At 66.4% G+C, this 21195-nt stretch carries 18 protein-coding genes; 12 read left to right on the plus strand and 6 right to left on the minus strand.

From position 1 onward, the window contains the following. The first annotated feature begins 13 nt into the window (after positions 1–13). The 8 genes from CYD53_RS19420 (at position 14) to CYD53_RS19455 (ending at position 10411) form a co-directional block, all read left to right on the plus strand. Positions 14–1045 (plus strand): L-idonate 5-dehydrogenase, encoded by a 1032-nt coding sequence (locus CYD53_RS19420; protein WP_103719803.1) that lies wholly within the window; start codon positions 14–16, stop codon positions 1043–1045. A gap of 156 nt (positions 1046–1201) precedes the next feature. Then, positions 1202–4171 carry a heavy metal translocating P-type ATPase gene (locus CYD53_RS19425; RefSeq protein ID WP_342751716.1) on the plus strand — a complete coding sequence of 990 codons (2970 nt, stop codon included), beginning with the start codon at positions 1202–1204 and terminating at the stop codon, positions 4169–4171. A 64-nt stretch (positions 4172–4235) separates the two neighbouring features. Then, complete coding sequence (locus tag CYD53_RS19430; protein WP_092174549.1) at positions 4236–4508, plus strand: heavy-metal-associated domain-containing protein; 273 nt, start codon at positions 4236–4238, stop codon at positions 4506–4508. A gap of 293 nt (positions 4509–4801) precedes the next feature. Continuing rightward, positions 4802–6307, plus strand: coding sequence for an ABC transporter substrate-binding protein (locus CYD53_RS19435; protein ID WP_103719730.1), 1506 nt, complete (start codon positions 4802–4804; stop codon positions 6305–6307). A gap of 148 nt (positions 6308–6455) precedes the next feature. Then, a complete protein-coding gene (locus CYD53_RS19440) occupies positions 6456–7403 on the plus strand; it encodes an ABC transporter permease (RefSeq protein ID WP_103719731.1) in 948 nt (315 codons plus the stop codon). Continuing rightward, positions 7396–8298 carry an ABC transporter permease gene (locus CYD53_RS19445; RefSeq protein WP_425428323.1) on the plus strand — a complete coding sequence of 301 codons (903 nt, stop codon included), beginning with the start codon at positions 7396–7398 and terminating at the stop codon, positions 8296–8298. Before CYD53_RS19440 ends, CYD53_RS19445 begins: the two co-directional genes overlap by 8 nt. A 26-nt stretch (positions 8299–8324) precedes the next feature. Then, a complete protein-coding gene (locus CYD53_RS19450) occupies positions 8325–9374 on the plus strand; it encodes an ABC transporter ATP-binding protein (protein ID WP_103719806.1) in 1050 nt (349 codons plus the stop codon). After that, the gene (locus tag CYD53_RS19455) at positions 9371–10411 is read left to right on the plus strand and encodes an ABC transporter ATP-binding protein (protein WP_103719732.1); all 1041 of its coding nucleotides are present in this window, start codon (positions 9371–9373) and stop codon (positions 10409–10411) included. The genes CYD53_RS19450 and CYD53_RS19455 overlap by 4 nt, the downstream gene beginning before the upstream one ends. A 317-nt stretch (positions 10412–10728) precedes the next feature. On the opposite strand, the gene CYD53_RS19460 is transcribed toward CYD53_RS19455, so the two are convergent. Both CYD53_RS19460 and CYD53_RS19465 read right to left on the minus strand, forming a co-directional pair. Further along, the gene (locus CYD53_RS19460; RefSeq protein WP_103719733.1) at positions 10729–11919 is read right to left on the minus strand and encodes a nickel/cobalt efflux protein RcnA; all 1191 of its coding nucleotides are present in this window, start codon (positions 11917–11919) and stop codon (positions 10729–10731) included. A gap of 141 nt (positions 11920–12060) precedes the next feature. Further along, positions 12061–12618 (minus strand): GNAT family N-acetyltransferase, encoded by a 558-nt coding sequence (locus tag CYD53_RS19465; protein ID WP_181011942.1) that lies wholly within the window; start codon positions 12616–12618, stop codon positions 12061–12063. Between the two features lie 133 nt (positions 12619–12751). On the opposite strand from CYD53_RS19465, the gene CYD53_RS19470 reads away from it, so the two are divergent. The 4 genes from CYD53_RS19470 (at position 12752) to cueR (ending at position 17018) form a co-directional block, all read left to right on the plus strand. Further along, complete coding sequence (locus CYD53_RS19470; RefSeq protein WP_092174564.1) at positions 12752–13042, plus strand: metal-sensing transcriptional repressor; 291 nt, start codon at positions 12752–12754, stop codon at positions 13040–13042. Between the two features lie 88 nt (positions 13043–13130). Further along, positions 13131–13778: a hypothetical protein gene (locus CYD53_RS19475; protein WP_103719735.1), complete on the plus strand. Its 648-nt coding sequence runs from the start codon at positions 13131–13133 to the stop codon at positions 13776–13778. 184 nt (positions 13779–13962) lie between these two features. Continuing rightward, on the plus strand, positions 13963–16503 hold the full coding sequence (locus CYD53_RS19480; RefSeq protein WP_103719736.1) for a heavy metal translocating P-type ATPase: 2541 nt from the start codon (positions 13963–13965) through the stop codon (positions 16501–16503). A 32-nt stretch (positions 16504–16535) separates the two neighbouring features. Further along, positions 16536–17018, plus strand: coding sequence for a Cu(I)-responsive transcriptional regulator (gene cueR, locus CYD53_RS19485; protein WP_103719737.1), 483 nt, complete (start codon positions 16536–16538; stop codon positions 17016–17018). A gap of 267 nt (positions 17019–17285) precedes the next feature. Here the strand turns inward: cueR and CYD53_RS19490 are convergent, their stop codons facing one another. From CYD53_RS19490 to CYD53_RS19505, 4 genes are all read right to left on the minus strand, one after another. Continuing rightward, on the minus strand, positions 17286–17579 hold the full coding sequence (locus tag CYD53_RS19490) for a copper-binding protein (RefSeq protein WP_103719807.1): 294 nt from the start codon (positions 17577–17579) through the stop codon (positions 17286–17288). A 32-nt stretch (positions 17580–17611) separates the two neighbouring features. Further along, the gene (locus CYD53_RS19495; protein WP_103719738.1) at positions 17612–18106 is read right to left on the minus strand and encodes a cupredoxin domain-containing protein; all 495 of its coding nucleotides are present in this window, start codon (positions 18104–18106) and stop codon (positions 17612–17614) included. Positions 18107–18133: 27 nt separating this feature from the next. Next, positions 18134–19588, minus strand: coding sequence for a multicopper oxidase family protein (locus CYD53_RS19500; protein WP_103719739.1), 1455 nt, complete (start codon positions 19586–19588; stop codon positions 18134–18136). 134 nt (positions 19589–19722) lie between these two features. After that, the gene (locus tag CYD53_RS19505; protein ID WP_245928336.1) at positions 19723–21189 is read right to left on the minus strand and encodes a TolC family protein; all 1467 of its coding nucleotides are present in this window, start codon (positions 21187–21189) and stop codon (positions 19723–19725) included. Positions 21190–21195 lie beyond the last annotated feature (6 nt).

Consider the following 21195-nt stretch of genomic DNA (forward strand, 5'->3'; position numbering starts at 1 on the left):
GGAGGCCATCCCGATGAAAGGCGTCATCATTCACGCCCCGCGCGATCTCAGGATCGAGGATATAGCCGTCGTTGCGCCCCAAGTCGGCCAAGTGCGCATCCGCATCGCTGCCGGCGGCATCTGCGGGTCGGATCTGCATTACTACCAGCATGGCGGCTTCGGCACGGTGCGGATCAAGCAGCCGATGGCGCTCGGGCACGAGATCGCCGGCGTGATCGAGGAGATCGGCGAGGGTGTCTCGCATCTCGTTCCCGGCATGCGCGTCGCGGTCAATCCGAGCCAGCCCTGCAATGCCTGCCGCTATTGCCATGAAGGCATGCGCCATGAATGCCTCAACATGCAGTTCATCGGCAGTGCGATGCGCTTTCCCCATGCCCAGGGCGGCTTCCGGCAAAGCCTGACCGTCAACGCCTATCAGGCGGTGCCGATCGGCGACACTGTCAGCATGGGCGAAGCCGCAATGGCCGAGCCCTTCGCCGTCTGCCTCCATGCCGGCAAGCAGGCGGGGCCGCTGCTCGGCAAGCGCGTGCTGGTGACGGGCTGCGGGCCGATCGGCGCGCTCTGCATCGTGGTCGCGCGCCTGGGTGGAGCGGCCCAGATCCACGCGACCGATGTTGCGGATGCGCCGCTAGTGACGGCCCGGGCACTTGGTGCCACGCAGGCCGTCAACATCGCGGCGCAGCCTGAGGCGCTCGCGGCCTATGGCGCCGACAAGGGCAGCTTCGACGTCCTGTTCGAAGCCTCGGGCAATGGCCGCGCCTTGGCCGGCGCTCTCGATGCCATGCGTCCTGGCGGCGTCATCGTGCAGGTCGGTCTCGGCGGCGACATGACCCTGCCGATGAACCTTATCGTCGCCAAGGAACTGCGCCTGCACGGCACCTTCCGCTTTGACGCAGAGTTCCAGCTCGCCGTCGATCTGATGAGCAACGGTCTCGTCGATCTGAAGCCGCTGATCAGCGCCACCTTGCCGTTCGAGCGGGCGGTTGAGGCTTTCGAGCTCGCCGCCGACCGCTCGCGCGCGATGAAGGTGCAGTTGGCGTTCTGATCCAATCTCGCAATGGAGCGGTCGTTGGCCTCAAGTCGGGCCTGCGATCGCGCCGTCTCCCGATCGAAGAAAATCCCGCATAGCCTGCAAAATACCCCTTGAACCTCTAGTGACTAGAGCAATTAAGCTCGTCATCACTGGTCAAGGAGATCTCTGATGACGCTGCCCGCGGAAGCCCTCAAGGGACTGGAATCGCAGTCGAAATCCGTCACCTGGAAGGTCGATGGCATGGATTGCGGCAGCTGCGCCTCGACCATCCGGACGGCGCTCGAAAAGCTGCCGGGCGTCTCCGACATCAAGATTTCCGTGACCAAGGAGACGCTGAGCCTGGCTTTGGCGGAGGGAACCACGACTGCGGACGCCATCGAGGCGCGCGTGAAGCGGCTGGGCTTCGGGCCGACATTGCAGGCCGCGAAGGCAAAGCCGGCAGAGGTTCGCAGCCACGACCATGCTGGCCATGAGCATCACGACCACTCGGCTTGCGGCCATGACCACGCTGCGCCGGTTCAGAAGCATGCCGAACAGCATGCTCACGACCACTCCGCTTGTGGCCATAACCATGACGCTCATGACCACAAGGCTCATGATCACGACGCTCTTGGCCATGCGCCCGCGCCAGCTGCCGTGGACGAGTGCGGTTGCGGCCATGACCATGCCGCGCCGGCTCCAAAGCCTGCTGAACAGCATGCTCACGACCACTCCGCTTGCGGGCATGATCACGACGCGCATGACCACAAGGCTCACAGCCATGCGCCCGCGCCAGCTGCCGTGGACGAGTGTGGCTGCGGCCACGACCATGCTGCGCCGGCTCGCAAGCCCGCCGAGCAGCATGCGCATGACCATTCTGCTTGCGGGCATGATCACGACCATCACCACGATCACGCTCAACCGGCCAGGGCCGCCCATGCCGGCTCCTCGGAAAATCGGGTTGCCGAAGTCGTCGCGGTCGATGCGCTGAGCTGGAAAGTCGCCGGCATGGATTGCGGCAGCTGCGCCGCGACCATCCGGACGGCTCTGGAAAAGATGCCGGGCGTCAGCGACCTGAAGATCTCGATCACCAACGAGACCTTGTCCTTGCGCCTCGCCGCGGACGGCGCCGGGGTCGCGGCGATCGATTCCCAGCTTAACCGGCTCGGCTACAAGCCGACGCTGCTCACCATGCCCTCGACCGTAAGCGAGGCCGCTCCGGTTGCGCCTCCCGAGGGGCCGCGCCGCTGGTGGACCACGTCGAAGGGCAGGGTGGCGATCACGGCCGGCCTGCTTCTGGCCGCTGCCTATGCCGTTGGTCTGGTTTTCCCGCAGGCCTCCTTCGCGGTCTTCGCGCTCGCGACGGTGATTGCCGTCGCGCCGATCGCCAAGCGGGCCGTGATGGCCGCGCTTGCCGGTGCTCCCTTCACCATTGAGATGCTGATGACGATCGCCGCCGCCGGCGCGCTCTTCATCGGGGCGATCGAGGAGGCGGCCGTCGTCGTCTTCCTCTTCGCCGTCGGCGAGGTGCTCGAAGGCGTTGCCGCCAACAAGGCGCGCTCCGGCATTCGCGCGCTTGCGGCGCTGGTGCCCAAGACGGCTTTGCTCGATGAGGGCGGCAGCGTGCGCGAGGTCGCCGCCGCCTCGCTGCGGATCGGGCAGATCGCGCTGGTGCGGCCGGGCGACCGTGTCCCTGCCGATGGCAGCGTGGTCGCTGGTTTCTCCAGCGTCGATGAATCGCCGATCACCGGCGAATCCGTGCCCAAGGGCAAGGAGCCGGGCGCTGCGATCTTCGCCGGCTCGATCAACCAGGAAGCGGCGCTGCGCATCAAGGTCGAGCGTGCGCCGGAGGACAACACCATCGCCCGTATCGTGGCGCTGGTCGAGGAGGCGCAGGACGCCAAGGCTCCGACCGAGCGCTTCATCGACCGCTTCTCGCGCATCTATATGCCTTGCATCGTCGGCCTGTCGCTGCTCGTCGCCGTGTTGCCGCCGCTGTTCGCCGGTGCGGAGTGGTCGGTCTGGATCTATCGCGGCCTGACGCTGCTGCTGATCGGCTGCCCCTGCGCGCTGGTCATCTCGGTGCCGGCTGCGATCGCTTCCAGCCTGTCGATGGCGGCCAGGCGAGGCCTGCTGGTCAAGGGCGGCGCTGTGGTCGAGACGCTGGCCCGCACCCAGATCGTCGCCTTCGACAAGACGGGCACGCTGACCTGGGGCCGACCGGTCGTGACCGACATCGTGCCGGGCGCTGCCAATGCCGGCCGCCTGCTGGCTTTGGCCGGCGCGGTCGAGCGCGAGTCCAGCCACCCGCTGGCGGAGGCCATCGTGGCGCGAGCGCAGGACGACCGGGCTGCCAGGCTCGTGGTCTCGGCCACGCGCGCTATCCCCGGCAAGGGCATGGAAGCGCTCTTGGGTGAAACCCCGATCTTCATCGGCGCGCCGCGCTTCGCGAGCGAGCGGGCGGTGCTGCCCACCGAGATGGCCGAGCGGATCGCGGCGTTGGAGGCCCAGGGCAAGACCGTCGTGGTCGTGCTCGAGGGCGAGAGCGTCGCCGGCCTGATCGCCCTGCGCGACGAGCCGCGTCCGGACGCCCGCTCCGCAATCGCGGAGCTCAAGGCGCTCGGCCTGCGCGCGGTCATGCTGACCGGCGACAATCGTCGCACCGGCGAGGCCATCGGCGGGCAGCTCGGCATCGAGGTCCAGGCGGAGATGATGCCCGAGGCAAAGGTCGAGGCCGTGCGCGCCTTGCGGCAGGCGGGGCATGTCGTGATGGTCGGCGACGGCATCAACGACGCGCCGGCGCTCGCCGCGGCCGATGCCGGCATCGCCATGGGCTCGGGCACGGATGTCGCCATCGAGGCCGCGGATGCCGCCTTGCTGAAGAGCCGCGTCGGCGATGTCGTCAGGCTGATCCGGCTGTCGCGCGCGACCATGGCCAATATCCGCCAGAACATCGTCATCGCGCTCGGGTTGAAGCTGCTCTTCCTCGTCACCACGATCATCGGCGCGACCGGGCTCTGGATCGCGGTCCTGGCGGATACGGGGGCGACGGTTCTGGTCACGCTCAACGCGCTGAGGTTGCTGGGTTTCTTCAAGGGCGAGGACAGCCCCCAGGCTGCGGCGCCCACCAACCGAAATTTTTCGCCGGAACACGCTTGACCTTCCCATCAGGGCAAGGCGCAGCCTGATCTCACCATCAGCCAAACCACAAAGGACGCTTCTCATGTGTTCGTGCAGCCAGCATGCCGCCCCCACCAAGACTGAGACCGGCGCGACGCCGGATCAGGCGGTGATCCTCCTCGTCGACGACATGACCTGCGGCCACTGCGCCGGCACGATCAAGGGCGCGATCGAGCAGGCGCTGCCGGGTTCCTCCGTCACCGCCGACCCGGCCTCCAAGCGTGTCACCATCACTGGCGCCAGCGACAGCGCCGCGATCCAGGCGATTGTGACCAAGGCCGGCTATACGCCGCTGCTGGCAGGCGCTTCTGCCTGAAATCCGCCAGGCGCTGCCTGAATCTCGGGCGTCGGCGGGAAATTCCATACAATACGGGGCCCCTGGCTGGGCTTCGAATTGCGACAAGGCGGACGGCTCGCACGACTGAGCCGTCCACGAAAACGAGCGGGCCGGCCCGGCAAGACATGCGGGAGAGCTATCGTACGTTAATGTTATAACATATCAGATCGACTGCATCGCAGACTCGGCGGGCGACCTTTGCGGGCGCTCCTTCGATATCGCGAGAGCAAGTCGGCGAGACGGGAACAGCGAACAACAACGGAGTCGTCAGCATGATCACGCGAGTAGGGCTTGTTGCATCCTTCCTCTACACTCTGGGCGTTGCGGGTGCGGCTTTCGCGCAGAGCGGCGGCAAATTCGTCATCGCCGAGAATTTCCCGCCGCGCGCCGGCTTCGCGCTCGAAACCGACGACGCCAACGTGCTGTCCAAGGCGGGCTGCCTGGAAATGCTGACGCGCATCGATTTCGACGGCAAGCTGAAACCTGCGCTCGCGACCTCGTGGACGCAAACCGCTCCCGACGCCTGGGACTTCACGCTGCGCAAGGGCGTCAGCTTTCAGGACGGCCAGCCGCTGACGGCGGCAAACGCCGCTGCCGCGCTCAATGCGGTGCTCAAGGTCACCGCGCCGGCCCGCGCGTTCTCGCCCAAGCTGATCAAGTCGGTCGAGGCGATCAACGAGGATACGGTGCGCGTGACCACGCCCGTCGCCTCCGTGCTGACGCCGCTGCGGTTGGCTGCGGCCAATACCGGCATCCTCTCGCCGGCGGCCTACAAGGACGGCAAGATCGACCCTGTCGGCACCTGCACCGGCCCCTTCGTCATCACGCGCGTCAACGGCCAGCAAGGCATGTCGCTGAAGCGCAACGACAAATACTGGGGCGGGGCGGTCAAGCTGGCGGAGGTCGAGATCAAGTTCATCCCTGACGCCAATGTCCGCGCCACGCAGGTGCGCACCGGCGAGGCCCATGTCGGCGGGGCGGTCCCGGCCTCGACGCTGGCTACCCTGAAGTCGACCGCAGGCCTCAAGATCGAGACCATCGCCACGCCGCGCACCAGCACCTTGCTGATCAACACCAAGAAGGCGCCGCTCGACAATCCCAAGGTCCGCCGGGCCCTGCAGATGGCGCTCGATCTCCAGGGCATCGCGGCCAGCGTCTATGAAGGCTCGGTGCAGCCCGCTGTCGGCCCCTTCGCACCGGCCGAGCCCTGGGCTCCCAAGGGCGCCAAGCCTGCCGCCTATGATCCCAAGAAGGCGCAGGCCCTCCTGGCAGAAGCCGGCATCAAACCGGGCTCGCTGACGCTCGATCTCTTCGCCTATGTCGAGAAGATCGAGTTCAAGGATCTCGCGGCGATCCTCCAGGACCAGTTCAATGCGATCGGCGTCAAGGCCAATATCCGCGTCGCCGAATACAAGGCGCTGGAGCCTGATATGATCGCGGGCAAGTATGACCTGGCGCTGCTCTCGCGCAGCCACTTGGTCGATGTCGCCGATCCTGCGGGATATCTGCAATCGGACTATGGTTGCGGCGGCGGATACAACCTGTCGCATTACTGCAACGCCAAGTTCGACGAAAAGCTCGCCAAGGTCGCCGGCGAGGCCGACCCCGCCAAGCGCTATGCCGTTTATGCGGAACTGGCTCAGGATTTGCAGAACGACGCGGTGAACATCTTCGTCATCCACGAGGCCGCCAACGACGCCTACAGCACGAAGGTCCGCAACTATAAGATCCATCCGCTGTATCAGTATACGCTGACGCCCGAACTCGCACTCGAGTGAGCTGCCGCTTCGCCAAGGCTGGAGGCGTTTGCGATTCTCGCGGACGCCTCCGCTGCAAACACTAGGGCATCGCGCGAAAAGCCGGGCACCGGTTTTTCGCAGGAGCAATGCTCCGGACTTTTAGCATCGCTGCGGAGAGGAACCTGCCATGTGGCTCTTCGTTACCCGCCGACTGGCCGTTCTCCTGCTGACATTGCTGGTGGTGTCGGTCTTCGCCTTTCTGATCCCCTATCTCAGCGACGGTGACCCGGCCGTGCTGGTCCTGCGCTCGCGCGTGGCGGATTTCCAGGTTGACCAGGCCGCGGTCGAGGCGCTGCGCCATCAGCTTGGGCTCGATCGCTCCTTGCTCGCGCAGTATCTCGGCTGGCTCAACGCGGCGCTGCATGGCGATTTCGGCTATTCCTACACCAGCCGCGCTCCGGTGATCGACCAGATCGGCCGCGCGCTGCTCGTCTCGATCACGCTTGCAATGTCGGCGCTAGGCATCGCCATCGTCATCGCGGTGCCGCTGGGCACGGCGGCGGCGACGAGGCCGGGCGGGCCCATCGACACCGCCGCGACCTTCATCACCCAGACGCTGGTCGCGATCCCCGAATACTGGATGGCGCCAATGGGCATCCTGGTGTTTGCGCTCTATCTCGGCTGGCTGCCCTCGGCCGGCTGGGACGGCATGTCGTCGCTGGTGCTCCCGGCACTGGTGCTGGCGTTGCGGCCCTTGGCCTATTTCACCCGCGTGACGCGCGCGGCGATGATCGACGTGCTGCAAGCGCCCTACATCACCGCGGCGCGCAGCCGGGGCCTGGGCATGACGCAGACGGTGCTGCGCCATGGCGTGCGCAACGGTGCCATTCCTGTGGTCACATTGTTCGCGCTCTGGCTTGCCGGCTTGCTGGGTGGCTCGGTCGTGGTCGAGGTCATCTTCGCCATCCCCGGCATGGGCCGGTTGATCTATGAGGCGGTGATCAACAAGGACGTTCCGGTGCTGCAGGCGAGTTTCGTCGCGATCGTTGCCTTGTCGGTGCTGATCAATACGCTCGCCGACATTCTCTATGCGGTGCTCAATCCGATGGTGAGGATGGCCCATGCGCATGCCTGACGCCATGGCCGCACCGCTCTTCGAGGTCGCGAACAGGGCTACCTCGCGCCCCTCCATCATGCGCCGCGCGCTGGGCTTCGCGCGCCAGCGGCACTGGGTCTTCTCCGCCGGCGTGGTGATGTTCGCCATCGTCTTGCTGCTGCTCTGCTGCGCGCATTGGCTGACGCCCTATGATCCTGCCGCACAGAGCCTGCTGCAGCGCTTGCAGGGGCCGAGCAGCCGGCATTGGCTGGGCACCGACCATCTCGGCCGCGACCAGCTCAGCCGCCTCCTGGTCGGCGGCCATTTCGCCATCATCATCGCAGCTGTGACCCTGGTCCTGTCGGCGGTGATCGGCACGGTGATCGGGGTGATCAGCGCGCGCCAGGGCGGCCTCGTCGACGAGATGACGATGCGGATCGTCGATCTCTTGATCTCCTTTCCCGATGTCGTCGTGGCGATCTTCCTGATCGCGCTGATGGGGCCGGGCTATGGCACGCTGATCGTGGCGCTGACGGTGGTAAGCTGGACGCCCTTCGCCCGGCTGGCGCGCGGGCTCGCCATCGAGATCAATGCCAAGTCCTATATCCGGGCGGCCGAGATCCTGGGCTGCTCGCGCCGCTTCATCATCTTGCGCCACATCATCCCCAATGCGATCCGGCCTTTGGCTGCGATGGGGTTCCTGCGCTTCGGCCACAAGCTCATCACCGTCGGCGGCCTGTCATTCATCGGGCTCGGCGTCCAGCCGCCCCATGCCGACTGGGCGGCGATGATGGCGAGCTCCCAACCCTATCTCGAGCGCGCGCCGCTGCTCGTCATCTGTCCGGGGCTCGCGATCTTCCTGACCGCGCTCAGCGTGACCTGGATCGGCCAGGGCCTGGAGACCAAGCGCAAGACGGCGGGAGACCAGGCATGATCGCACCAGCCGCCATCGGGACCGAGATGCGTCCAGCCGTGAATCTTCAGCCTGTGGCTGCGCCCGGCGTCGAGCCGCTGCTGGCGATCGAGGGGCTGCGGGTCAGGATCGGGACAGGTACCCGCCCCGTCATCGACGGCCTCGACCTCGAGATCAGGCGCGGCGAGGTCGTGGCGCTCGTCGGCGAATCCGGTTCGGGCAAGAGCCTCACCGCCTTGTCGGTGCTGCGGCTGCTGCCGCCCTCGGCTGCGATCACGGGCGGCTCGGTCCACTTCGGTGGCGACGATGTCGGCGCGATGCGGCCCGCCGCCCTCAATGCGCTGCGCGGCGGCCGCATCGGCATGATCTTCCAGCAGCCGCTTGCCATGCTCGATCCGACCTGCCGCGTCGGCGATCAGGTCGCCGAAAGCCTGCGCATCCATCGCGGTCTCAGCCGCGAGGCCGCGCTGGAGCGGGTCGTCGCGCTCTTCCGCGAGGTCGGCATTCCTGCGCCGGAGACGCGGCTGCGCTGCTACGCGCATGAGCTTTCCGGCGGCATGGCGCAACGCGTGATGATCGCGGCCGCGCTCAGCGCCGATCCCGATTTGCTCATCGCCGACGAGCCGACCACGGCGCTCGACGTCACCGTCCAGGCCCAGATCCTGCGCCTGCTCGACGAGCAGCGCCGCAAGCGCGACATGGCGGTGCTTCTGATCACGCATGATCTTGCCGTGGTGGCCGCGCTCTCGGAGCGGGTCGCAGTGATGTATGCCGGACGCCTCGTCGAGGAAGGACCGACGCGCGAGGTCCTGAACGCCCCGCGTCACCCCTATACCAAGGCGCTGATCCGCTGCTCCCTGTTGCAGCGGGACGAGACCGGCGCGCTGATCTCGATCCCCGGTGGCGGAGCCTCGGCACGCGACATCGCCAGCGGCTGCCGCTTCCAGCCTCGCTGCAGCGTCGCGGCAACGTCCGAGCACGCGCATGCCTGCTGCAGCGCCGAGCCGAGCCTGCAATGCTGCAGCGGCCAGCACAAGGCGCGCTGCTGGAACGTCAATGCCGCTCCGGCGATGCCTGTCGTGGAGCACAGGGCATGAGCGCGACATCGTTTGCTCAAGCTTCACCGAAGGGGGAAGGGGCTTTGCACCGGGAGCCGCCACACTTCGTGGTCGTGGACGATCTCGTGAAGACCTATCCTGTCGCCGGCTGGGGGCCGGGCGGCCGGCGCGTGGTCAATTCGGTCGATCATGTCTCGCTGTCGATTCCCGAGGGCGAGGTGCTCGGCCTCGTCGGCGAATCCGGTTGCGGCAAGAGCACGATTGCCCGGCTGCTGGTTCGGATGACCGGTGCCGACAGCGGCTCGATCAGGATCGCCGGGAAGGATGTGGCGCAGCTGCGCGGCCATGAATTGCTCGATTTCAGGAAGTTGGCGCAGCTCGTCTTCCAGGATCCGTTCGGAGCGCTCGATCCGCGCATGCGGCTCGGCCACAGCCTCGATGCGCCGCTGAGCGCGCATGGCATGGGCGATCGCGGCCAGCGCCGGGCCATGGTGCTGGAGATGCTGCGCGAGGTCGGGCTCGACGAGAGCTTCTACGACCGCGTACCCGGCGAGTGTTCCGGCGGACAGCTCCAACGCGTCGTGATCGCGCGCGCGCTGATCCTGAAGCCGCGCTTTCTGGTCTGCGACGAGCCGACCTCGGCGCTCGACGCCTCGATGCGGACGCAGATCCTGAACCTGCTGCTCGATCTCAGGAAACGCTTCTCGCTGACCCTGCTGATGATCTCGCATGACCTGCGGGTCGTGCGCTATCTCTGCGACCGGATCGCGGTGATGTATCTCGGCCAGATCGTCGAGATGGCGCCGCGCGACGAGCTTTTCGAGCGGCCCCGCCACCCCTACACCAAGGCCCTGATCGCAGCCTCGATGCTGGAGGAGAACGGGCTTTATGGCGCCGCCGCGCTGGGCGGGGAGCCGCCGAGCCCGATCAACCCGCCGCATGGCTGCCGCTTCCATGGGCGCTGCCCCCAGGCCGAGCCGATGTGCCACGCGCAGCCGCCGGACCTGGTTCCGCTCGGGGACGGGTACCTGGTGCGCTGCCATATCGCACAGCGGGCGGCTGCGTCCGCTTCCTGACCGGGTGATCTTATACTGACGGCCTTGAGCGCTGAGCGCTGGCGTTATTCACTGCCGTCATTCCGGGACATGGCGCAGCCATGGGCCCGGAACCCAGAACCGATGCGTGTCGTCGTGAAGCGAGCTGGCTCCCCGCGCCTTTTCAAGCGGCGGCATCGGTTCTGGGTTCCGGGCTCGATCCTTCGGATCGCCCCGGAATGACGACAAAACCTCAGCCATAAGTCGGAATCAAAGGCCGTTGGTATTGGCCCAGATAAAAATCAGGAGAGCGTCCTGGACGCTCCCCTGATGCAATGCGTCGCTCGGTCTGGCGTCGCTCAGCCTGCCTTAGGCTGGGCGGCTGGCGTGCTTTGCGCGGCCGGAGCTTGATGCTGCGCCTGCAGTCCCGTCCAGCCGTGATAGCCGGTATAGAGCCCGACGAGGACGATCAGCGCGCTGGAGAAATACGGCGCGCGGCCGGCCACCGTCGAGAGCCAGCTCACCCGCTTCGTCGCCTGCCGGACGCTGATCGCGGCAACCGCCCCGACCGTCACCAGCGTGATCGCAAGCCCGATCGAGAAGCACAGCACGAGAACCGCGCCGAGGGTGAACTGCTTGATCTGGACGCAGAGCAGCAGGACCGTGATCGCAGCCGGGCAGGGGATCAGGCCTCCGGTCAAACCGAACATGACGATCTGCCAGGTCGTCACCTCGCGATTGGTGAAGCGCTTGCGGATGTCGTTGGCATGGGAGAGCTCATGCGCGTCCATATAGCCGTCGGTGGCGACGGCGAGGCCCTTCTGCTGGCTGTGCAGGGGATCGGCGCCCGCCATGCCCTGGAGGAACGAGACGTCGTAATCATGCTCGTGGTCGCCATGGTCGAGGCTCAGCCGCACCATGAAATCATAGGGTTCGGCGATCGTCTCGGCCGATTCCATATAGCCGTCGCGGTCGAGGAAGCTGAAGACCTGGCTCGTGCCGTCGGGTCGCTCGGTGGTGATCTTGACGTATTCGCCGGCCCATTTGTCACCGCTGATGACGGTCAGGCGGAAATGCGCCGGCTTCTCCGGCGGGATCTCCAGCGACATGAAGCCGTGGCCGGTATCGACGCGGTGCGACAGCGCGGTCTTGGCCTTGTTCTTTTCATAGGCCTCGACCTCGCGCGCATATTGCTTGGCGCGCTGCTGGTCCTGCCAGGTTCGCCAGAACATCCAGGAGGCGATGCCGATGATGATGACCGCCGAGGCGAGCTGGAAATAGGGCTCCGTGGTCTCTGGATCGAGGCCCTTGAAGATGTACATGCCGCCCAGAGCCACTCCCCAGACAACCAGCGTGTGCGAGAAGGTCGCGGCGAGCCCGAGCAGCACGGCCTGGAACACGGTGCCGCGCACGGCGACGATGAAAGCCGCCATCATCGTCTTGGAATGGCCGGGTTCGAGGCCGTGAAGCGCGCCGAGCAGGATCGCGCTCGGGATGAACAGCCAGGCGTTGCTGGCCCCCTGGGCCAGCAGTTCGGTGAATGACGGCACGACAGTGCTCCTCAGATCCGGACAAGATGCTGCGCCGCCGCACCGGCCGGTCCAACCGGCTCTGGTCGAGGGCTCCTGGCCTCCTGTCCTCGTCTTCTTGATCCCGGGGAGGCGCCTGGACCTGTGCCGGCGCTTGCCCGATCAAGCTGCTGTGTTCGACAAGCTCTTGTCGAAATGGGTTGTGGCCTCGTCGCTGGCGATCTCGGCATAACCGCGTCCCCGCCAGAAGCCGATCGTCGCCGCCGTGTCGGCGCTGGCGTGCAAATAGAGGGTCGCAAAGCCCAGGCGCCTGGCTTCGGCTTCTGCGAGCGCGTTGAGCCAGCGTCCGATCTGGCGGCCGCGCTGGTCCTTGCGGATATAGACGCGAACGAGCTGCGTGACCTGTTCCGGGTCAGGATAACGCGCCGCGAAGGCTGCGGCCAGCTTCGGCTTCCATGTCAGGCAATACAGGCCGGCCGCCGCAACCAGCGACCCGTCCGGGGCGCTCAATGTCCAGAATGCGCCACGGTTGCGCGCGCTGAACCAGGATTGCTCCGGCCCCAGCGTCAGCGAGTCGAGGTCGGCATGCCAGTCGGCCCGATAGTCGAAGCCGTAGAATTCCTTGATCACGTCGAGGCAGAACTGGCGCGCGGCCTTATGCTGCTCGCCGGATTCGTCGGGCAGCAAAGCGAGCGTCAAGCCATGAGGAGCATCGGTCATCGACATCAATCCAGCTCAAGCCATGCCAGCGAGAGCGCTGGCCTTTCAGCTGAGGCTCGCGAGAGCTTGAATCCAGCTTCCACTTGCCAGCCGTTGTGATTGGCTATAACCCCTCCAGGGGGATAGGATCAATATGAAAAACGAACCGCACGAAAAAATCCACCATCACCGCCATCCGGAGATCATCACCCGGTTGAAGCGGGCCGAGGGCCATCTGCGCTCGACGATCGAGATGGTGGTGAATGTGCGCTCCTGTCTGGAGATCGCGCAGCAATTGCAGGCCGTCGAAAACGCCATCGCCAATGCGCGCAAGATCCTGATCCAGGAGCATATCGACCACTGCCTGGAAGAGGCGGCCGGCCACATCCCCACAGATGCGCGCGAGCTCCTGAAGGAGTTCAAGGCGGTCACGAAATTCCTCTGACGCCCCGATTCCTCCGACGCCCCTGGCGCGGAGCGATAGCCAAGCCGGCGGGATGGGCCTGCCGGCGCGAATGAAGCGGAGACCGAACATGTCGCAGCCAGCATCGATCCATATGGGCCACGGTCAGATGGTGGACATCGTCGCGCGCGATGCCGGGCAGTGGGAAATCGTCTTCAGCGAGGCCGGCGTGCCCGATTACAAGGCGCCGCCGCTGAACGAGGTCGAAGTCGATGCGATCGACACCCAGGGCCGGATTCATCCGCTCGCGATCTCGGCCAGCGGAAACGCCTCCTCGGTGCTGGCGAGCGGCCATGTCGAAGGCGCCTATCGCGTCCGCATGCGCGTGGTTCACGGCACGCATTTCCATACCCGCGAGTCGCTCCTGCCCGGCGCAGCAGTGCTGCCGCCGAAGCTAGGCAGCCAGGGCGGCGCGCTGGTCTCCCTCGATGGCGGGCTCGATGTCGAGGTCAAGCGCCTGGACGAGACGCGCTGGGAGATCAGTTTCCTGAAAGGCGGGGCCGTCGTCGCGCCGCCTCCGGCTGAGAGCGTGGTCGTGCAGGCGATCGGCCCGCGCGCCGAGGACTACCAGATCCGCAACCTCACGACCGAGCCGGGCCAGGCGCCCGCGACCCTGATCGCCAGCGGCAAGATCAAGGATGCGACGCATGCGCGCCTGACCATCAAGAGCGAAGTCGGCGAGCAGATCCGCGGTTTCCCAATCGTCAGCGCAGCCTGAGGCGGCGAAACCTCGACCGCGCATGCGCCTGCGGCATCCGGCTCTCATCTAAGGGGGAGAGCAGGGTCAAGGCGAAAAACCGGTGCCCACTTTTTCGCATCCTGCTCTAGGCTGGCGAGAGGCTCTTGACCTTCCCATTATGGGAAGGAGCATATCTCTCGCCAGATAAGTCTGGAGTGACGTCATGGCGACTGACACGGTTCTGAAGACCACGGCTGGGCGCAGCGCGCAGCTCGACATTCCTGTCGGCGGCATGAGCTGCGCCTCCTGTGTCGGCCGGGTCGAGCGCGCGGTCGCGGCCGTGGAGGGCGTGGAGTCGGTCGCGGTCAATCTCGCGACCGAACGGGCCCATGTCATCCTGTCCTCGGCGAAGGTCGATCCGGCAGCTATTGGCGCGGCCATCCGCAAGGCCGGCTACGAGCCGTCCGAGAACACGGTCGAGCTGAGCGTCGCCGGCATGAGCTGCGCCTCCTGCGTCGGCCGTGTCGAGAAGGCGCTGAAGGCCGTGCCCGGCGTGCTCGATGCCAATGTCAATCTGGCGACCGAACGGGCTTCCGTGCGCGTGCTGGGGGGAGCCGACATCGCCTCCCGGCTCGCGGCTGCGGCGACGGCCGCCGGCTATGCCGCCGAGCCGATCCAGGCCGGCATCGACATGGCCGATCGCGAGCGCCAGGCGCGTGAGATCGAGCAGACGGGCCTGCGTCGTGCCGTCATCGCGGCGGCCATCGCCACCCTGCCACTGCTCGTCTTCGAGATGGGGATGCATCTCTCGGAGACGCTGCATCATTTTCTGGCGGGGAAGGTCGGCGAGTTCAACATCAAGGTGATCTCGTTCCTGCTCGCGAGCTTCGTGCAGTTCGGCCCGGGCCTGCGCTTCCTGCGCAAGGGTTGGCCGGCGCTGCTGCGCGGCGCGCCCGACATGAACTCGCTGGTGATGCTGGGTACCAGTGCAGCCTATCTCTACTCGACCGTGGCGACCTTCGCGCCGGACTGGCTGCCTGACGGCACGGACTACACCTATTTCGAGGCCGGCGCGGTCATCGTCACGCTGATCCTGACCGGGCGCTGGTTCGAGGCGCGCGCCAAGGGCCAGACCAGCGAGGCCATTCGCCGCCTGATGTCGCTGCAGGCGAAATCCGCCCGCGTGCTGCGCGATGGCGCCGAGATCGATGTCGCGATCGAGACCGTGGTGCCGGGCGACGTCGTCATCGTGCGGCCGGGCGAGCGTATTCCGGTCGATGGCGAGGTCCTCGAGGGCCTCTCCTATGTCGATGAGGCGATGATCACCGGCGAGCCGATCCCGGCGCGCAAGGAGCCGGGCGCGACGGTGACCGGCGGCACCGTGAACGGCACCGGCGCGTTCCGCTTCATTGCGCGCAAGGTCGGTGCCGACACGCTGCTCGCCCAGATCGTGCGCACCGTCGAGGCCGCGCAGGGCTCGAAGCTGCCGATCCAGGCGCTCGTCGACAAGGTGACGATGTGGTTCGTGCCCGCCGTTATCGCATTGGCGCTGCTGACCTTCGCCGCCTGGCTGGCTTTCGGTCCAAGTCCCGCTTTCGCCTTCGCACTGGTCAACGCGGTCGCGGTCCTGATCATCGCCTGCCCCTGTGCGATGGGGCTGGCGACGCCGACCTCGATCATGGTCGGCACCGGCAAGGGAGCCGAACTCGGCATCCTGTTCCGCCAGGGCGAGGCGCTGCAATCGCTGAAGGACGCCAGGATCGTGGCGCTGGACAAGACCGGCACGCTGACCAAGGGGCGGCCCGAACTGACCGACCTTTCGGTCGCGCCGGGCTTCGCGGAGGACGAGGTGCTGCGCCTGGTCGCTTCGGTCGAGGCGCGCTCCGAGCATCCGGTCGCCGAGGCGATCGTCGCAGCGGCTCGTTTGCGCGGGTTCGCGCTGGCGGAGCCGGCGGAGTTCGCCGCCGAGCCCGGCTTCGGCGTCAAGGCCAAGGTCGAGGGCCGGGCGGTCGAGGTCGGCGCCGACCGCCTGATGCGCCGCCTGGGCCTGGATCTCGCAGCCTTCGCCGATCAGGCCGGGCGATTGGCCGCCGCCGGCAAGACGCCGCTCTATGCCGCGATCGACGGCGAGCTCGCCGCGATCATCGCCGTCGCCGATCCGATCAAGGAGACCACGCCCGCAGCCATCGCCGCGCTGCACGCGCTCGGCCTGCGCGTCGTGATGATCACCGGTGACAACAAGGGCACGGCCAACGCCATCGCCACACGGCTCGGCATCGACGAGGTCGTGGCGGAAGTCCTGCCGACCGGCAAGTCCGAGGTCGTCAAGACCCTCCAGGCCGGCGGCGCCAAGGTCGCCTTCGTCGGCGACGGCATCAATGACGCGCCTGCATTGGCCCAGGCCGATGTCGGCCTTGCCATCGGCACGGGGACCGACATCGCCATCGAGAGCGCCGATGTCGTGCTGATGTCGGGCGATCTCAACGGCGTCGCCAAGGCGATCGCCCTGTCGCAGGCGACGATCGCCAATATCCGCCAGAATCTGGCCTGGGCCTTCGGCTACAACATCGTGCTGATCCCGGTCGCCGCCGGCGCGCTCTATCCGGCCTTCGGCATCCTGATGTCGCCGATGTTCGCAGGCTTTGCCATGGCGCTGTCGAGCGTCAGCGTGCTGACCAACGCGCTGCGGCTGAGGCGCTTCGGCAGTGGCGCAGCCGCGGCGCCGCTGCAAAACACCGCAGCGAAACTCGCGCCGGCCGAGTGACGCTTGAGGTTTGGATAGCAAGGAGACGGGCCATGAACATCGGACAAGCCGCCAAGGCCTCGAATGTGACCGCCAAGATGATCCGCTATTACGAGAGCATCGGGCTGATCACGGCGCCGATCCGCACCCAGGCCAATTACCGCGTCTATGCCAATGAGGACGTGCATGCGCTGCGCTTCGTCAAGCGGGCGCGGAATCTGGGCTTCTCGATCGAGGAGGTGCGCGAACTGCTGGCGCTCTGGCGCGACAAGAGCCGCGCCAGCGCCGATGTGAAAAGCGTCGCGATGAAGCATGTCCAGGATCTTGAAACCAAGATCGCCGAGCTCCAGGCGATGGCGCGCACGCTCTCGCATCTCGCCCGGACCTGCCATGGCGACGGCCGCCCCGACTGCCCGATCCTTGCCGATCTCGCCGACCCGGCCGCGTCGCTCGCGCCAGTGCCCGGCAAGCCCAAGCGCAAGGCGCGGCAAGAAGCCGACTGCGCCTGCCACGAGGATGCGACGCTGCCTGCCTAGGGACTATTTGGAAACTCCGCGAGCCCTTGCCCGAGCGCCCGAGCGCGACTGTGCGCTGCGGTGTTTCGGCCGGGCGCGGGGAACCCTCTCTCATTTTGAATGGCGATGGAGCCTCGACAGAGAACCCTCTCCTGCATCGAAGTCGGGTATACCCGACTTCGATGCAGGAGAAGGGTTCCCCGCGCCTTTCGCCACAGCCGCGACGCCTCTTCGATCCTTCGGATCGCCCCGGAATGACGGCGGAGTCCCCGCCAAAGCCCGTTGGTATTACTTCGCCTTCTGCAGCTTCGTCACCGTGATCTGGCCATTGACCCGGTCGGCGCTGAACATCACCTTCTGGCCGGCCTTCACATCCTTGAGCATGGCGGGATCGGCGGCCTTGAACACCATCGTCATGCCGTCCATGTCGAGGTTCTTGATCGGGCCGTGATCGAGGGTGATCTTGCCCTGGGCGGTATCGACCTTCTTGACCGTCGCGCTCACCAGCGGAGCGTCCTGCGCAAGCGCCGCCCCGGCAAGGCCGAGGCTGACGAAGGCGATCGTGAGAAGTCTGCGCATCATGGTCTCCATGGTTGGTTTCGGAACAGCAGTCGTCACTTGACGACGACCTTGCCGGTCATGCCGGCCTCGCGATGACCGGGGATCAGGCAGGAGAAATCGAACTCGCCGGCCTTGGTGAACTGCCAGACGATCTCGCCGGTCTTCTTCGGCGCGAGGCGCTTGGCGTTGGGGTCGTCATGCTCCATGTCGGGGTTCTTCTGCATCTCGATGGCGTGCTTCAGATTCTCCTCGAGCGTCGCCAGCACGAGTTCATGGTCGAGTTCGCCATTGTTGCGCAGCTGGAATTTGACCTGCTCGCCGCGGCGCACCTCGATCTTGTCGGGAATGAACTGCATCTTGCCGTCCCGCTCGCCCATCGAGATCTGGATGAGGCGGGCGGGCTTCTTCGGGTCGCCGGGCTTGCCATAGGCGGCCTCGTCGCCATGACCATGGCCGTGGCCGGCAGCGCCTGGACCAGCCAGAGCCGCTCCGGCCGAGAGCAGCAGGGCCAGCGCGGCCAGTTTCGGTATCGGCATCATCGGCTTCATGCGTTCGCTCCTGTCCGGCGGTTCGGGTCAGTGGTTGGAATGCGGGTTCTTTGCAGCGGACAGCGGCTTGCCATCCGGGCCGAGCCTGGGCTTGCGCGGATCCTTGACCCGCCACTCCGCCGGCTCGACCTTGGCGCCGGGTACGGCCTTGGCGTCGAGCGGCTGCGCGCGCGGCGCCTCGGTCAGGCCTGCGCCCCTATATTCATAGGCGACGGTGCCTTGCGGGTTCTTGTACGAACCGGGGTCCTTGTAGTCGCCCTTCGCCAGCCCCTCGCGCACCTTCACCACCGAGAACATGCCGCCCATCTCGACCGGGCCGAACTGGGCGAAGCCGGTCATCATCGGCAAGGTGTTGTCGGGCAGCGGCATTTCCATGCCGCCCATCTCGCCCATGCCGTTCGAGCCCATCGGCATGTAGCCGGGCGCGATCTTGGCGATCCGCTTGGCCAGGTCCTTCTTGCCGACGCCGATATAGGTCTTCACCGAATGGCCCATGGCGTTCATCGTATGGTGCGATTTGTGGCAATGGATGGCCCAGTCGCCGGGCTCGTCGGCGACGAAGTCGAAGGCACGCATCTGGCCGACCGCGCAATCGACCGAAACTTCTGGCCAGGCGGCGGCAGGATCGACCCAGCCGCCATCGGTGCAGGAGACCTTGAACTCGTAGCCATGCATATGGACCGGGTGGTTGGTCATGGTCAGGTTGCCGAAGCGGATGCGGACCTTGTCGTTGAGGCCGACGACGAAAGGGTCGATGCCGGGAAAGACCCGGCTGTTCCAGCACCACAGGTTGAAATCGAGCATGGTGTTGACCTTCGGCACATAGGAGCCGGGCTCGATGTCGAAGGCGTTGAGCAGGAAGACGAAGTCGCGGTCGACGCGGCGGAAGGCCGGGTCCTTCGGATGCACCACGAAGAAGCCCATCATGCCCATCGCCATCTGCACCATCTCGTCGGAATGGGGGTGGTACATATAGGTGCCCGAGCGCCGGAGCTCGAACTCGTAGACGAAGGTCTTGCCGGGCGGGATATGCGGCTGCGTCAAGCCGCCGACGCCGTCCATGCCATTGGGCAGGCGCTGGCCGTGCCAGTGGACGGTGGTGTTCTCCGGCAGCTTGTTGGTGACGAAGATGCGGACCTTGTCGCCCTCGACCGCCTCGATCGTCGGTCCCGGCGACTGGCCGTTATAGCCCCAGAGGAAGGCCTTCATGCCGGGCGCCAGCTCGCGCTCGACCGGCTCGGCGACGAGATGGAACTCCTTCCAGCCCTCCTTCATCCGCCAGGGCAAGGTCCAGCCGTTCAGCGTCGCGACCGGCTGGTAGTCCGGCCCCGATGTCGGGACGAGCGGCGCCTGCGTCGAGGCTTCCGCCATGGTCGGCGCTTCCGGCACCGCGGCGAAGGCGGTTCGCCCGGAGACGGCGGCCGCGCCGGCGAGGACGAGGCCCGACGAGCCGATGAACCCCCTGCGTGACAATGCGGTCATGTCGATGTCCTATCGCTAGAGCAGGATGCGAAAAAGTGGGAACCGGTTTTTCGCATTGATCCTGCTCTAACTTCTTGATGAGAGACGGATTCACCGATCAGGTCGTTCCGACCTGATCGGATCCGGCTCTAGGGTCAGTGTGCCGGCGCATCGCCGCCGCCGCCGGCCGAGGCGACGACGGCGCCGCCGCCTGCGCCGAGCCCGCCGCCGATGATCGCGTGCTTGAAGTCGGTATGCGCGATCCAGACATCGCGCCGGGCGTTGATCGCAGCGACATTGGAGAGGATGCGGCCGCGTGCATCGACGATGAGCTGGGTTACGTCGATCAGCATGCCATTATACTGCAGCAGCGCCTCGTCCTGGATGATCTTGCGCAAGGGCAGCACATTGCTCTGGTACTGCCGGGCGATCTCATGGGAGCCGCGATAGGCGGTGTAGGCCTCGCGCGCCTCGGAGCGGACATTGACCGCTTTCTCGGCGAGCTTGTTGGCGGCCTGCATATAGGTCTGCTCGGCCTGGACGACGCGCGACTGGCCGAAATCATAGAGCGGGATCTCGATTTCGAGCTCCAGCGTGCGGCTGCGCTTGGCCTCGCGCTCGACATCGCCATCGGCCAGGACGCTGCGGCCGCGATCATAGGTGCGTCGCCCCAGAAGATCGATGTCGTTGACGAAGCGGGTCGCCTGCGTCAATCCCAGCGACTTGGCGAGGAGATCGAGTTCCGCACGCGCGACCTGCACATCGATGCGCTTGCGCAGCGCCTCGGCCTCAACAGCCTTGACGGTCTTCAGCGGCGGCAGGGCCGGCAAGGTTCCGGGCAGCTTGAACCTGAGGTCATCGCCCCAGAGGCCGAGCTGGCGCACCAGCCGTTCGCGCTCCTGGCGCTGCTGCAGCCTGGCTTGCGCGAGCTGTGCGCCGAGTTCGGCGTCGAAGGCGAATTCGCGGGCCTGGTTGAGCTTGTTGATGCCGCCGGATTCGCCGAGCCGTTTGAACAATTCGGAGGCCGCATCGGACGAGGCCTTGGCCTCCTGGAAGAAGGCTGCCTGGGCATTGGCTGCGACAGCGCGATAATATTGCCGCCGCGTCTCGGCGGCGAGCTTCAGCACGGCCTCGGCCGCGCGCAATTGGGCTGCGCCAAAGCGATCACGCGCGATCTCCGCCCGCGCCGGCAAGGTGGCGAGCGCGAGCAGGCTTCCCGCGACCTGGCGCTCGATCTCGATCTCGAACCGTCCGGAAAGCTTGGAGATGCCGAAGCGCGGATTGGGCGGCAGGCTGGCCGCGACCATCTGCGCCTCGGCGATGCCGAGTTCGTTGAAGGCGGCTTGCAGGCCGCGATTGTTGAGCAGCGCGATCTGGACGGCGCTGTCAGCCGTCAATGGCGCCTTCATAAGCTTGTCGACCCGCGCCTTGGCGCTGCCGGCGGAGGCGTCGTCACCGATCTTGACGACATCCTTGTTCAATTCGGAAAAGGCGATCGTTTGCGCCGTACCGACGCCGCCATCGGGCGAGAAGCTGGCGCAGCCGCCGAGCAGGGCGGCGATGCCGGCCAGCAAGGCGAGGCGGGAAATCCGGTTCGCATGGGTGGGGGCAGGGATGGGCAAGGCGGT

Source organism: Allobosea psychrotolerans, assembly GCF_002917105.1.
Taxonomy (GTDB): Bacteria; Pseudomonadota; Alphaproteobacteria; order Rhizobiales; family Beijerinckiaceae; genus Allobosea; species Allobosea psychrotolerans.